Consider the following 14,885-nt stretch of genomic DNA (forward strand, 5'->3'; position numbering starts at 1 on the left):
AGGAGAATATTAATGGCCCGTTTTTTCATTGACCGCCCGATTTTTGCCTGGGTGGTCGCGATCGTCATCATGCTTGCCGGCGTGATTTCGATCCTCAGCCTGCCGATCGCGCAGTACCCGAGCATCGCCCCGCCGTCGATTTCGATCAGCGGCTCCTACCCTGGCGCCTCCGCCAAGACCGTGGAAGATGCGGTCACCCAGGTCATCGAACAAAAGATGAAGGGCATCGACGGCTTGCGCTACATGGCCTCGTCGAGCGATGCGACTGGCGGCATCAGCATCACGCTGACGTTTACCAGCGGCACCAATCCTGACATCGCCCAGGTGCAGGTACAGAACAAGCTGCAGCTGGCCACGCCGCTGCTGCCGACGGCTGTCACGCAACAGGGCCTCGTCGTGTCGAAAGCCACGAAGAACTTCCTGATGGTGTTCGGCTTCATTTCCGAAAACGGCAAGATGGACCAGACCGACTTGAGCGACTATGTGGCCGCCAACGTCGTCGATCCGCTCAGCCGCGTGGCGGGCGTGGGCGATGTGACGCTGTTCGGTTCGCAGTACGCCATGCGCATCTGGCTCGACCCGGCCAAGCTGCAAAGCTTCAACCTGACGCCGGCGGACGTGATCACGGCCGTGCAGGCGCAGAATGCGGAAGTGTCGGCCGGTGAACTGGGCGGCACGCCGTCCGTCAAGGGCCAGCAGCTGAACGCCACCGTGTCGGCGCAGAGCCGTCTGCAGACGGTGGAACAGTTCGGTGCCATCCTGCTGAAAACCACCACCGACGGCGCCATGGTGCACCTGAAGGACGTGGCCAGTATGGAACTGGGCCGCGAGAACTACAACACCGTGGCCCGCTACAACGGCCATGCGGCCACCGGTGTGGCGATCAAGCTGGCGACGGGCGCGAATGCGCTCGACACGGCCAACGCGGCGAAAGCCATGCTGGGCAACCTGAGCAAGCAATTCCCTGAAGGCATGAGCTACCAGGTGGCGTTCGACACGACCCCGTTCGTGAAACTGTCCATCGAAGAAGTGGTTAAAACCCTGGTCGAAGCGGTCATCCTGGTATTCCTCGTGATGTACCTGTTCCTGCAGAACTTCCGCGCCACCCTGATCCCGACCATGGCCGTGCCGGTCGTGCTGCTCGGTACCTTCGGCATCCTGAATGCGTTCGGCTATTCGATCAACACCTTGACCATGTTCGCCATGGTGCTGGCCATCGGTCTGCTGGTCGACGATGCGATCGTGGTGGTGGAAAACGTCGAGCGCGTGATGAGCGAAGAGGGCCTGTCGCCGCTGGAAGCGACGCGCAAGTCCATGACGCAGATCACGGGCGCGCTGGTCGGTATCGCCATGGTGCTGTCGGCCGTGTTCGTGCCGATGGCCTTCTTCGGCGGCTCGACGGGCGTGATTTACCGCCAGTTCTCGATCACGATCGTCTCGTCGATGGTGCTGTCCGTCGTCGTCGCGCTGGTGTTTACGCCGGCGCTGTGCGCCACCCTGCTGAAACCGGTCGAAAAAGGCCATCACGCGACGAACAAGGGCTTCTTCGGCTGGTTCAACCGCAGCTTCGACAGCAGCAGCAACAAATACCAGGGCATGGTTGGCGCCATGATCACCCACCGCGCCCGCTCGATGCTGCTGTATGTGCTGTTGCTGGCCGGCCTCGTGTTCATCTTCATGCGTCTGCCTACGTCGTTCCTGCCGGAAGAAGACCAGGGCATCCTGTTTACGCAGATTCAATTGCCGACGGGCGCCACGCAAGAGCGCACCCTGAAAGTGATCGAACAGGTCGAAGACCACTTCATGAACAGCGAGAAAGACAACGTCGCTTCCGTGTTTGCCGTCGCCGGTTTCAGCTTCGGCGGTAACGGCCAGAACACGGGTATCGCCTTCGTGCGCCTGAAAGACTGGGCTGAACGCAAGGCCGTGGAGCAAAAGGCGCCTGCCGTGGCCGGTCGCGCCATGGGCAAGTTGTTGCAGATCAAGGACGCGATGGTATTTACCTTCGCCCCGCCTGCCGTGCTGGAACTGGGTAACGCCACCGGTTTCGACATGCAGCTGCAGGATATCGGCGGTGTCGGCCATGACGCCCTGATGGCGGCGCGTAACCAGCTGCTGGGCATGGCTTCGCAAAACCCGGCCATGGTGGGTGTGCGCCCGAACGGCCAGGAAGATACGCCGCAGTACAAGATCGAGATCGACCAGCAGAAAGCCACCGCGCTGGGCCTGCAGATCGCCGAGATCAACCGCGTGCTGAGCGTCGGCTGGGGTAGTTCGTATGTCAACGACTTCCTCGACCGTGGCCGCGTGAAGAAAGTGTTCATCCAGGGCGATGCCAGCTCGCGCATGCAGCCGGAAGACTTGAACAAGTGGTTCGTGCGCAATACCGCTGGCCAGATGGTGCCGTTCTCGGCCTTTGCCACCGGCAAGTGGATTTACGCGTCGCCACGCCTGGAGCGCTACAACGGCTTGCCGTCGGTAGAGATTCTCGGTACGCCGGCACCGGGCCAAAGCACGGGCGCCGCCATGAACGCGATGGAAGAGATGGTGGCCAAGCTGCCGCCTGGCATCGGCTTCAGCTGGACCGGCGTTTCGCTGGAAGAGCGCGAATCCGGTTCGCAGACGCCGCAGCTGTACGCGCTGTCGCTGCTGATCGTCTTCCTGTGCCTGGCCGCGCTGTATGAAAGCTGGTCGATTCCGTTCTCGGTGCTGCTGGTCGTGCCGCTGGGCGTGATAGGCGCCGTGCTCGGCACGTGGATGTTCGGCCTGTCGAACGACGTGTACTTCCAGGTGGGCTTGCTCACGGTGGTGGGCCTGTCGGCGAAGAACGCGATTCTGATTGTCGAGTTCGCCAAGGAAATGCAGGAATCGGGCATGTCGCTGATCGACGCGACCTTGCATGCGGTGCGTCTGCGCCTGCGCCCAATTCTGATGACCTCGATTGCCTTCGGTCTCGGCGTGTTGCCACTGGCTATTTCCAGCGGCGCCGGTTCCGGCAGCCAGAACGCCATCGGTATCGGCGTGCTGGGCGGCATGTTGACGGCCACGTTCCTCGGTATCTTCTTCGTGCCGGTGTTCTTCGTGCTGGTGCGCGGCTTCTTCTCGAAGTCGGACGCGCCCGCCACGCCTGGTGCGCCAGCCGTCACGCTTTCTAAGGATGCGCATTAATATGAAAAAAACGCTACTCTCCATGGCGGCACTGGCCTTGCTGGCCGGTTGCAGCCTGGCTCCCACGTACGAGCGTCCGGCAGCGCCGGCGCCGACGGCGTGGCCGACCGGTCCTTCCTACAAGGCCGACACGGCCGCCGCCGACGCCAAGCCGGTGGCGGACGTCGCCTGGCGCGAGTTCTTTGCCGATGCGCGCCTGCGCCAGGTACTGGAACTGGCGCTGGCCAACAACCGCGACCTGCGCGTCTCGATCCTGAACATCGAGAAGGCGCGCGCCACCTACGGCATCGAACGCGCCGCGCTGATCCCGACCCTGTCGGCGTCCGGCGGCCAGTCGGCCACGCGCATCTCGAAAAACGCCAGCCCGACGGGCGAAGCGTCCATCAACCGCCAGTACACGGCGAACCTGGGCGTGTCGGCGTACGAGCTGGACTTCTTCGGCCGCGTGCGCAGCCTGTCCGATAGCGCGCTGGAGCAATACCTGGGCACGGAAGAAGCACGCCGTGCACAGCAGATCAGCCTGGTGGCCGAAGTGGCCAGCACCTATCTGAACCTGGTGGCCGACCAGCAGCGCCTGCGCGTGGCGCAGGACACGCTGAAGAGCCAGCAGTCGTCGTATGACCTGGCCGTGCGCCGCTTCAGTGCCGGCGCCACCTCGGGCCTGGACAAGTACGATGCCCAGACCAGTGTCGAATCGGCCCGTTCCGACGTGGCCGTCTACACGAGCCAGGTTGCGCTGGATCAAAACGCGCTGGTCCTGCTGGTGGGCGGCCCCGTGCCGGCCGACTTGCTGCCGCAAGCCGAGTTTGGCGCTGTGACGGCGCTGACGGACATTCCGGCCGGCGTGCCGTCGGATGTGCTGCAACGCCGTCCCGACGTGCTGGCGGCGGAGCGCACCCTGCGCGCCGCGAATGCCAACATCGGCGCGGCGCGCGCGGCTTTCTTCCCGCGCATTTCGCTGACGGCGACGGCGGGTTCGGTCAGCGACAACCTGTCCGGCCTGTTCAAGGGCGGCAGCGGCACCTGGAGCTTCTTGCCGCAGATCAGCTTGCCGATCTTCGATGGCGGCGTGAACCGCGCCAATCTCGATATCGCCAAGGTGCAGCGTGAAATCTCCGTGGCGCAATACGAAAAGGCGATCCAGGTCGCCTTCCGTGAAGTGTCCGATGCGCTGGCCCAGCGCGGCACGATCGACGAGCGCCTGCAGTCGCAGGAGTCGCTGGTCGAAGCGTCGACGAAGAGCTACACCATCCACGATGCGCGCTACAAGCAGGGCGCCGAGTCCTACCTGAACGCCCTGGTGGCCCAGCGCGCGCTGTACACGGCGCAGCAAAGCCTGATCACGGCGCGCCTGGCCAAGTCGACCAACCTGGTGACCCTGTACAAGGTGCTGGGCGGCGGATGGCAACCTGAGCAGACAGCCGTCGCGGCGGCTGGCGGCGTCCAATAATCACGGGGACGCCGACGCCGGCCTTGCCCGCAAGGGCAGGGCCGGCGCGCTACTGGAAAATCATGAACCAAGTTGAAAAGAAGCATCCGGATCCCGAGCGCGCCAACACGCGGCGCAAGCAGGTGCTCGATGCGGCGGAGAGTTGCTTCAGCCGCCGCGGCTTCCACGGCGCCAGCATGGCCGAGATCTCGAAAGCGGCCGGCATGAGCGCGGGCCACATCTATAATTACTTCGACAGCAAGGATGCGATCATCGCCGCCTTCGTCATGCAGAATACGGAACGGGTGTCGAACCTGATGCAGGACCTGGCGCAGCGCGAAGACCCGCTGCAGGCCGTGATCGACAATGCGGGCGAGCATGTGCTCGAAGCGCTGGACCCGAAAACGTGGATGATGCCGCTGGAAATTTTTGCCGAGGCGTCGCGCAATCCGGCGATCGCCGAAATGCTGCAATGCTCGGACCAGCGTTCGCGCCAGCTGTTTCTCTCCATCATCCGCGATGCGCGCATCAAGCGCGGCTTGCCGGCCGACGAGGAAATGCTGGAAGGCCGGCTGAATGCCCTGGTCGCCATTTACCAGGGCTTGCCCGTGCGCTTCATTCATAATCCGACGGTGAAGGTCGAGCCGCTGATCGCGGGCTTTCGCATCGTCCTGACGGCGCTGCTGCTGAACGAATAGGGCGCTTGCCGGGGCCATGCAAAAAAGTTTGCGCAGTTCGATATGAATCATGCGGAAAGCATGGCAAAAACCTAAAAGCCTCTGCTATAATTCCCACCTCGTCGGGGCGTAGCGCAGCCTGGTAGCGTACATGCATGGGGTGCATGGGGTCGGAAGTTCGAATCTTCTCGCCCCGACCATTAGATTCAAGGAGTTACGGCGCAAGCTGTATAGAAACCCAGCACTGTATATTAGATAATTGTCTAATATCGGTGCTGGGTTTTTCCGTTTACGCGTGACAGATGGGCAGCCTACATCCAATGCCGCCGGGTGGGCCCGCTGCGCAGAGATGACATCAAATCAAATTCAGGGGCAATGTGCCAATGCCCACGGCCGCATCGGCAGGCGGGGCAGGGCCCGCGCTGGTAATGGCATCGGCATCGCCGCGCGACGATTAATCGGCAAGCCATCAGGGGCTAACAGCGATGTGCCCCATCGCCGCTGCCCGATCGCCGCCGCATCACTGGATTTCGGCCGGCCATTCCTTGCCATCAGGGGAAGGTCATCTCCAAACCGGCCATCCTGACGACGACGAAGGTGACGATCCCCAAGGCCAGCAGCGATAGCATGAAGATGGCGACCACCTTGCCGCTCGCGCGCAGCACCGCGCGATTCTGCTTCGCCTTGTCCTTGTCCTTCTTCCCTTGATCGTAATGCCACTTGATGGCGAAGAACATGCCCGTGCAGAGCACGAGAGCCTTGAACGTCACGAAGACTATAGGGGTCCAATCCATCATTTTGAGTATTTCCAGTCTATTACTTGACACTATCTACCATGAGGAGCGCTACCTCAAAACGCTGCGTCAGCAGCTTCTGTTCCAGCCATCCCCCCAGGCATCCTGTTTGAATCTTTCATTATAGCTAGCCATGAAATAACAATGGCATCCGGCGCAGTGGCTTGCCAATGCAGATGAGAGAGGAGAAAACGTCGGCAACGGCCATGCAAGAATGGTATTGCTCCACGTTCTGAAGCATACTACTTGAAAACAATTTCCATACATTGAGACAAAATGTCCCAGTTGAAAACCATGCAAGATGACGATTTGACTATCTGGTTGCCGCGATTGGCCGGGAACAGGGGGCCACGTTTCTTGCAGATTGCGGATGCCTTGCAGGCGGCGGTGGCAGACGGATCGTTGGCCCCGGGGGACCGCCTGCCTCCGCAGCGCCAGTTGGCGGCACGGCTGGATGTCGACCTGACGACGATCACGCGCGCCTACGACGAAGCCAGGCGCCGCAACTTGCTGGAGGGCCGCGGCGCCCGGGGCACATATGTCGCGGCGCCAAAAGTCGAATTGACCGCGATCTTCGACCTGAGCATGAATACCCCGCCACCGCCGGATGGCGTGGACTTCGACGATATGCTGAAACAAGGTCTGTCTCAAGTATTGATGAGGGCAGACAATGAATTACTGATGACTTACCACTTGGGCGGGGGAAGCGAGTCCGACCGCAAGGCTGGAGCCACATGGCTGGCGCCGATGTTTGGACATGTGGATGCAGGGCAGCTGCTTGTCTGTCCGGGTGCGCAAGCGGCGATCGCCGCATTGATCATTGCGCTGACGGCGCCTGGCGACGTCATCCTGGCGAAGCCCGTGGCTTATCCCGGCTTGCGTGCCGCAGCGACCCAGTTCGGCCGGCACGTCATTGCGGTGGCAGCGGACAGGCACGGGATGGTGCCTGAGATGCTCGAGGAAGCGTGCCGCCAGCACAAGCCCGGGCTGGTCTACCTCAATCCGACACTGCAGAATCCGACCGCCATCACCATGCCGGAGCGCCGGCGCAAGGAGCTCGCCGGCATCGCGAAGCGCCGCAATGTACGCATCGTCGAGGACGATCCCTACTGGCTCCTTGCCGATGCCCCGCCGCCGCCGATTGCCACGTTTGCCCCGCAACAGGTGTACTACATCGCAACCCTGTCGAAATGCCTGACGCCCGGCTTGCGGGGCGCCTTCGTGCTGATACGCGACCCGGTCGAGCGCGAACGTTTCCTGGTCGCGCTAAGGTCATTTGCGCTGATGGCCGCCCCTCTGACGGCCGCCCTCGCCACTCAGTGGATACTCGACGGTTCGGCTGACGGATTGATGGAAGGCGTGCGCAGGGAGGCGCGCCTGCGCCACCGGATGGCTCGCGATATTCTGGCGGGACGCTACAGCGGCTTTGGCGACGGCCTGCATGTATGGCTCGAGTTGCCGGCGTACTGGAACTCTACGCAGCTTGCGCGGGCCGCCGCCAGCTCCGGCATCGCGGTCACGCCGGCGGAGGCATTCGCAACGGGCAGCGCATACGTGAATGCAATTCGGATCTCCTTGGGCAGCATCAAGGACCGTGGGCGCTTGCAGGCGGGTCTTCAACGGCTGTCTCATCTGCTTGCGCGGCAGCCCGAAACGTTCAGCGCTGCTGTGGTTTAACTGTCCAGGAAACACTGTCAGCGGCCGCCATCAGGTGTACGGCGGCAGCTTGGCCGGGATGCCGCCGCCGGTACCGAACGACCGCCATGTCGCATTCCGCTGCAAAGGGCGGACTGCCCGGGCCCGACCGGCGCGCAGGCAGCAGCGAGACTGGCGCAGTTTGCTGGCGCGGCGCGCAAGCGGGTGGCCAGGCCGAGCTGTTGGGGAGGGCTCCGCCACTTGAGCGCGACCGCGGCTGATCGCCGCATGCGCGAACGGTGGCCGGTCTGGATGTCGTCGCAATCGCTTGCACATCGGCTGTCAGGCTCAGCATTTTTACTCCGCCATTGCCGTCATTGCCGCAAGCGCCAGGAAGCCCGAGCGCATGCGGCGGCGCGATTTGGCGCATCTGTCGCTATCGGGCCGCAGGCTGGCCGACAACGCGATATGCAGGCGCATCGGCTTGCCGTGCAGGCTCGACAGATCGCTTCATCCCCCGTTTTCTCCATCCTGTCCCCCGATTTCCGTCTCCGGTCGCCGTAGTCAAGCTGGCAACACGGCTTTCGCCTATGATTTGCTGGCACATGCACGTGTGCTGTTTCCCTTCATTTATCCACCATGAGGTGTTCATGATTCGCTATGTCCTGCCTGTCCTGTTGTTCGCCAGCGTGTTGCCGGCGCACGCCCAAGTTCCTGCCAAGGAGGCGCCGCTGATCGAGCGGGCGAAGATTTTTGGCAATCCCAGCAAGTCCGGCGGCAAGATCAGCCCGGATGGCAAGTGGCTGTCCTGGATCGCGCCGCGCGATGGCGTGCTCAATGTGTGGGTGGCGCCGGCCAGCGATCCTGCCCAGGCGCGCCCGCTGACGCAGGAAAAGGTACGGCCCATCCGCAGCAGCTTCTGGTCGCCCGATTCGACGACGCTGCTGTTCATCCAGGACAAGGGCGGCGACGAGAATTTCCTGCTGTACGGCGTGAATGTGGCCAGCGGCAAGCAGATCAATTACACACCATTCGAGAAAACCCGCGTGCGCGTAATCCAGATCAGCAGCAAGGTGAAGGACCGCATCCTCGTCGGCATCAATAACCGCGATGCGCGCTGGCACGACGTGTACAGCCTGGAGCTGGCCAGCGGCAAGCTGACCCTGGTGCAGCAGAACGACGGCTATGGCGGCTACGTGGCCGACGAATCGCTCAATCTGCGCATCGCCAGCAAGGCGCGCGGCGATGGCGGCACGGCGTATTACCGCGTCGCGGATGGCAAGGTCGAGGCCACGCCGCTGGCCGATGTGGGCCTGGAAGACGCACAGACGACGGCGCCGCTGGCGTTCACGGCCGACGGCAAGACCTTGTACTGGACCGATTCGCGCGGCCGCAATACGTCGGCGCTGCTGGCGCAGGATGTCGCCAGCGGCAAGAGCACGCTGGTGGCCCAGGATGCGCGCGCCGATATTTCGGACGCGCTGTACGATACGCGCACGGGCCGCGTGCAAGCCTATGCGGTCGAGTACCTGCAGCAGGATTATTTGCCGTTGGGTGAGGACTTGAAGGAAGACCTGGCCTACCTGAAGAAACATACGCGGGGCCAGTTCACGGTGACGTCGCGTACCGATGCCGACGATAAATGGCTGGTCGCCGTCGACGCCGTCACGGCGCCGGTGTCGAGCTGGCTGTACGAGCGCAAGGGCAAGAAGCTGACGCGGCTGTATGTCACGCGTCCCGAGCTGGAAGGCGCGCCGCTGATGCCCATGTATGCGCAGGAAATCAAGGCGCGCGACGGCCTGACCCTGGTGTCCTACCTGACCTTGCCGTCAGCGTCCGCCGCGGGGGCTGGCGGGTTGCCGGCCCGCCCGGTGCCGATGGTGCTGCTGGTGCACGGCGGCCCGTGGGCGCGCGACACGTATGGCTACAACAGCTATCACCAGTGGCTGGCCAACCGCGGCTATGCGGTGTTGTCGGTGAATTTCCGCGGCTCGACGGGTTTTGGCAAGCAGTTCATCTCGGCCGGCGACCTGCAATGGGGCCGCAAGATGCATGACGACCTGCTCGACGCCGTGCAATGGGCGGTGAAGAGCGGCGTCACCAGCGCCGACAAGGTTGCCATCATGGGCGGCTCGTATGGCGGCTACGCCACGCTGGCCGGCATGGCGTTCACGCCGACGACCTTCGCCTGCGGCGTCGACATCGTCGGCCCGTCCAACCTGTTTACCCTGCTGCAAACCATCCCGCCGTACTGGGAAGCGGGCAAGCAGCGCTTCTACAAACGCATGGGCGACCCGAACACGGAAGAGGGCAAGGCGCTGCTGAAGGAGCGTTCGCCGCTGAACTTTGCGCAGCATATCCAGCGCCCGCTGCTCATCGGCCAGGGCGCGAACGACCCGCGCGTGAACGTGGCCGAGTCGGACCAGATCGTGGCGGCGATGGCGGCCAAGGACATACCCGTCACCTACGTGCTGTTCCCCGACGAGGGCCATGGCTTTGCCCGGCCCGTGAATAACATCGCCTTCAACGCGGTGACGGAAAACTTCCTCGGCAAATGCCTCGATGGCCGCGCGGAGCCGATCGGCGCCGCCCTGAAGGCCTCCACCGCGCAAATCAAGCACGGCGCCGAGTTCGCGCCGGGCCTGCAGGCGGCGATGCAGTAAGCACGCAATGCCAGCGGCGCGGCTTGCCGGGCGCCCTGCCCGGTGCGCCGTGCCGCCCGCCTGAAGTGGCGGCACGCATGGCATTGGCAGGCGGGTCGCTAGCAAGGTGACAGCCTCCTGCACTGGGAGGCGCGGTGCGGATTGCGCCGCGCGCTGTCCATGCGGCATGCGCAGGCGTCCAGTTGTGTTCTGCCAGCAACGCTACCGTACCGTTGCGACAAGGAAATGATGCACCGCTTCCTTACTTGGTGTTTGTCAGGCAAATTTCATTTTTCCAACGGAATGCGCGGTAATCTCCTGATTTTTCCTATATAAAATATGGTGCTGCGGCGCCGGCGCTCCTCAATATCCACGGCAACGACTGGTGAAAGATACGGTCTGTTACGGTGCGCCATGCCAAGATTGTTGTTAAATGGGCTATCAGTGAGTATATTTACGCACGACAATTGATTATTGTTAAATGTAGTTGTTTTTGACAACATCCTGGAGTTGCGTTATTTGTCGCTCGTAGTAGCATATATTGACGCAAAGCAAGGCTCAAGCATGCTGGGAAGCCTTTCAGTTGGGGATGGCGCGGATGTCAGCGTTGCCATATCCGGGCAAGGTCCGGTTTTAAAAATGTACTGAAAGAAGATAATGTCTCTAAATTTCGCGAAATTTGGATGGTTGACCGCACCTGCCCGCGGCATTGACTATTCAGGACCCGGCACGCGCAGTACGCCGCTTGCCATGCTGCGATGGCCGTCGTGGCTGATGCGACTGGCGGCGGCCCTGCTGTTTGCCGTGCTGTCCCTGTGCTCGTACGAGGCCGAGGCCGCCAGTGTCTGCCCGAGTCCGCGCGCCATCACTGTGGTGGCGGGAGATGAATATTACGAGAGTTATCTCAATTCGGCCTGTTCTCAGTTTGGCCTGACGGGCACCCTGGTGCCGCCGCAGCATGGCACGCTGGAAGATTCGAATGTCACGAATGCCGTGCGCTACCGGAATACCAATCTCAGCGCGACATCGGACACGTTTACCATCAGGGACGATGTGGGGCAGCCCATCGTCTACAACGTCACCATCACTTCCGCCATCGCGCTGTCGCCTGCCACTGTGCCGAATGGCACGGTGGCCCAGGCTTACTCGACGACGACCCTGAGCGCGACGGGCGGCACTGCACCGTACACTTACGCGCTCACGGCCGGCAGCCTGCCTGCGGGCATGAGCCTGTCCGGCGCAGGCAGCCTGTCGGGCACGCCGACGGCCGGCGGCACCTTCAATTTCACCGTGCGCGCCACGGACTCGCTGGCCGCCAATGGCACGCGCGCGTACACGCTGACGGTCTCCGCGCCGACCATCACCATTGCGCCGACAACCGTGCCGGCGATGACGGCCGGCGTCGCCTACAGCCAGGGCATCGTTGCCGCGAACGGCACGGGGCCGTATAGCTATGCCATCACCGGCGGCGGCGTACCCACGGGCCTGAGCCTGGCGCCGGACGGCACCCTGTCCGGCACGCCGACGGCGGCAGGGCCATTCAATTTCACCGTTACGGCCACCGACAGCAGCACCGGCGCCGGGCCCTACACGGGGGCGCGCGCCTATTCCGTCACCGTGGCGGCCGGCGCGCCCGTGGCCGGCGCCGTCAGCGCCACCGTGGCCTACGGCAGCAGCGCCAATCCGATCACCCTGAACCTGAGCGGCGGCGCGGCGACGTCCGTGGCCGTGGCGTCCGGCGCCTTGCACGGCACGGCAACGGCCAGCGGCACCAGCATCACTTACACACCGACGGCCGGTTATGGCGGGCCGGACAGCTTTACCTACACGGCCAGCAACGGCAGCGGCACTTCGGCGCCGGCCACCGTGACGATCACGGTCAGCGGCCCCACCATCACGATTGCGCCTAGCACCTTGCCCGCAGCCGCCGTGGGGACGGCCTACAGCAGGAACGTGACGGCAGCGAACGGCATGGCGCCGTACGCGTATGTGGTCAGCGCCGGCGCCTTGCCTGCGGGTCTGAGCCTGTCCAGCGGCGGTGTGCTGTCGGGCACGCCGACGGCCGGCGGCGTCTTCAACTTTACCTTGCGCGCCACGGACAGTTCGACGGGCAGCGGCCCGTATTCCGGCGCGCGCGCTTATTCGCTGACGGTGTCGGCGCCGACGGTCACGGTGGCGCCATCGGTCTTGCCTGCGATGACGACCGGCGTCGCCTACAGCCAGGGCATTGTTGCCACCGGCGGCACGGCGCCACATAGCTATGCCATCACCGCTGGCACCCTGCCTGCGGGCCTGAGCTTGGCGCCGGACGGCACCCTGTCGGGTACGCCCACGACGGCAGGCCCGTACAACTTTACCGTCACGGCCACCGACAGCAGCACCGGCGCCGGGCCCTACACGGGGTCGCGCGCCTATTCCGTCACCGTGGCGGCCGGCGCGCCCGTTGCCGGCGCCGTCAGCGCCAGCGTGGCCTACGGCAGCAGCGCCAACCCGATTACCCTGAACCTCAGCGGCGGCGCGGCGACGTCCGTGGCCGTGGCCTCCGCTGCCTCGCACGGCACGGCGACGGCCAGCGGCACCAGCATCACCTATACGCCGACGGCCGGTTATGGCGGGCCGGACAGCTTTACCTATACGGCCAGCAACGGCGTCGGCACGTCGGCGCCAGCCACCGTGACCATTACCGTGGGCGTGCCCACGGTCAGCCTGACGCCGGCCAGCTTGCCGAATCCAGCGGCGGGAGCGCCCTATACCGCCACCATCGCGGCGGCGGGCGGCACGGCGCCGTACACTTACAGCGTGAGCAGCGGCAGCCTGCCTGCGGGCCTGAGCCTGAACGCGGCCACCGGCGTGCTGTCCGGCACGGCGACCGTGGCGGGCAGTTTCAGCTTCAGCCTGCGTGCCAGCGACGCCAGCACGGGAGTGGGAGCGCCGTTCAGCGCGACCAACAGCTATACGGTGACCATCGGCGCGCCGACGATCACGCTGACGCCGGGCACGCTGCCGGCAGCGGCAGCGGCCGCGGCATACAGCCAGCAACTGACGGCCAGCGGCGGCGTCGGACCGTATGCCTACACGCTCACGAGCGGCAGCCTGCCGGCCGGCCTGACCCTGAGCAGCAGCGGTTTGCTGAGCGGCACGCCATCGGAGGCGGGCAGCTTCACGCTGACCGTGCAAGCGCAAGATGCGCATCTGTTCACCGGTGCGCAAAGCTATACCGTGGTGGTTGGGTCGGCTAGCGTCAACATACCGCAGGCCAGCCTGCCCAATCCGACGGTGGCGACGCAGTACAGCGCGACGCTGACGGCGGCGGGCGGCACGGCGCCGTACAGCTACAGCATCAGCAGCGGCAGTCTGCCGACGGGCCTGAGCCTGAACGCGGCCACCGGCGTGCTGTCCGGCACCACCAATGTGGCGGGCAGCTTCAACTTCGGCATCAAGGTCACCGACAGCAGCACCGGCGTGGGCGCGCCGTTCAGCGCCACCAACAGCTATACGCTGGCAGTGGCCGCGCCGGCCCTGACCCTGACGCCAGCCAGCCTGGCCGGCATCCGCGTCGGCGACGCCTACAGCCAGGCCTTCACGGCGGCCGGCGGCGTCGCGCCATACGCATATGCGCTTGCCGGCGGTGCCTTGCCTGCCGGCCTGGCACTCGATACGGCGACGGGCGTCGTCAGCGGCACGCCGACGGCGGCCGGCAGCTTTGCCTTCACCTTGCAGGCGAAGGATGCCAACCAGTTCACGGTGCAACAGGCATTGACCCTGCAGGTGAACCAGGCGCCGCCGCCGGTGGTCAATGAAACGGCGACCACCACGGCCAACCAGGAAGTGAGCCTGACGATCGCTTCTGCCGATGGCAGCCCGATCACGGATGTGACCATCGTCACGCCGCCGCAGCATGGCCGCGTCACGGTCGTCGCGACCGGCGCGGCAGGGGGCGGCAGCGGCCGCGCCTTCAAGGTGGCCTATGTGCCGAATGCCGACTACTTCGGTCCGGACAGCTTCCGCTACACCGTGACGGGGGCGGGCGGTATTTCCGCGCCGGCTACGGTCAGCCTGAGCGTGGCGCCGCAGCCGGTGCCAGTGCCGGTGGCGAAGACCGTCACGCTCGAACCCGGCGCATCACTGACCCTGCACGTGACGGAAGGCGCCACGGGCGGCCCGTTCACGGCGGTGACCATCACCACGGCGCCGACGAGCGGCACGGCGGTGGTCAGCGGCATGGACATCATCTACACGCCTGCCGCCAGTACTAGCGGCGACATCAGCTTCAGCTACACCCTGTCGAACGCTTTCGGCACTTCGGCGCCGGTGAAAGCCAGCGTCGCCGTCAATCCGATGCCGCAGGTGGTGAGCCAGAGCGCCACGGTGGTGGCCGGCCTGACGGTCAATGTCGACTTGACGGCGGGCGCCACGGGCGGCCCGTTCACGGCAGCCACCGTGTTGAGCATCGCGCCGGAAAACGCCGGCAAGGCGGTGGTGCGCGACGTCGGCACGGCCGGCAAGCCTGTCTATCAGCTGAGCTTTACGGCCTCGGGCA

Annotated in this window: 7 protein-coding genes and 1 tRNA gene; 7 read left to right on the plus strand and 1 reads right to left on the minus strand. The window is 64.4% G+C overall.

Translation table 11 applies throughout. The annotated features are described in order from the left end of the window. The first annotated feature begins 12 nt into the window (after positions 1 to 12). The 4 genes from AC1RDJ_RS19440 to AC1RDJ_RS19455 all read left to right on the plus strand — a co-directional run bounded on the left by AC1RDJ_RS19440 (position 13) and on the right by AC1RDJ_RS19455 (position 5,474). Positions 13 to 3,168, plus strand: a complete 3,156-nt coding sequence (locus tag AC1RDJ_RS19440; protein WP_493028430.1) for an efflux RND transporter permease subunit — start codon at positions 13 to 15, stop codon at positions 3,166 to 3,168. 1 nt (position 3,169) lies between these two features. Then, a complete protein-coding gene (gene adeC / locus AC1RDJ_RS19445) occupies positions 3,170 to 4,618 on the plus strand; it encodes an AdeC/AdeK/OprM family multidrug efflux complex outer membrane factor (RefSeq protein ID WP_289885595.1) in 1,449 nt (482 codons plus the stop codon). 62 nt (positions 4,619 to 4,680) lie between these two features. Then, positions 4,681 to 5,295: a TetR/AcrR family transcriptional regulator gene (locus AC1RDJ_RS19450; protein ID WP_071322616.1), complete on the plus strand. Its 615-nt coding sequence runs from the start codon at positions 4,681 to 4,683 to the stop codon at positions 5,293 to 5,295. Positions 5,296 to 5,397: 102 nt separating this feature from the next. After that, positions 5,398 to 5,474, plus strand: a tRNA-Pro gene (locus AC1RDJ_RS19455). Between the two features lie 351 nt (positions 5,475 to 5,825). Here AC1RDJ_RS19455 and AC1RDJ_RS19460 read toward each other — a convergent pair. Beyond that, entirely contained in the window at positions 5,826 to 6,071 is a 246-nt protein-coding gene (locus AC1RDJ_RS19460; RefSeq protein ID WP_289885597.1) for a hypothetical protein, read from the minus strand. Positions 6,072 to 6,362: 291 nt separating this feature from the next. Here AC1RDJ_RS19460 and AC1RDJ_RS19465 point away from each other — a divergent pair, with 291 nt between their 5' ends. From AC1RDJ_RS19465 to AC1RDJ_RS19475, 3 genes are all read left to right on the plus strand, one after another. Beyond that, positions 6,363 to 7,745 (plus strand): aminotransferase-like domain-containing protein, encoded by a 1,383-nt coding sequence (locus AC1RDJ_RS19465; protein ID WP_493028441.1) that lies wholly within the window; start codon positions 6,363 to 6,365, stop codon positions 7,743 to 7,745. Between the two features lie 608 nt (positions 7,746 to 8,353). Next, positions 8,354 to 10,366: a S9 family peptidase gene (locus tag AC1RDJ_RS19470; RefSeq protein WP_493028432.1), complete on the plus strand. Its 2,013-nt coding sequence runs from the start codon at positions 8,354 to 8,356 to the stop codon at positions 10,364 to 10,366. Between the two features lie 729 nt (positions 10,367 to 11,095). Next, positions 11,096 to 14,885, plus strand: a 3,790-nt coding sequence (locus AC1RDJ_RS19475) for a beta strand repeat-containing protein (protein ID WP_493028433.1), incomplete at its 3' end; no start/stop codon positions are given.

It is taken from the genome of Janthinobacterium sp. GW822-FHT07H10, from assembly GCF_058798675.1.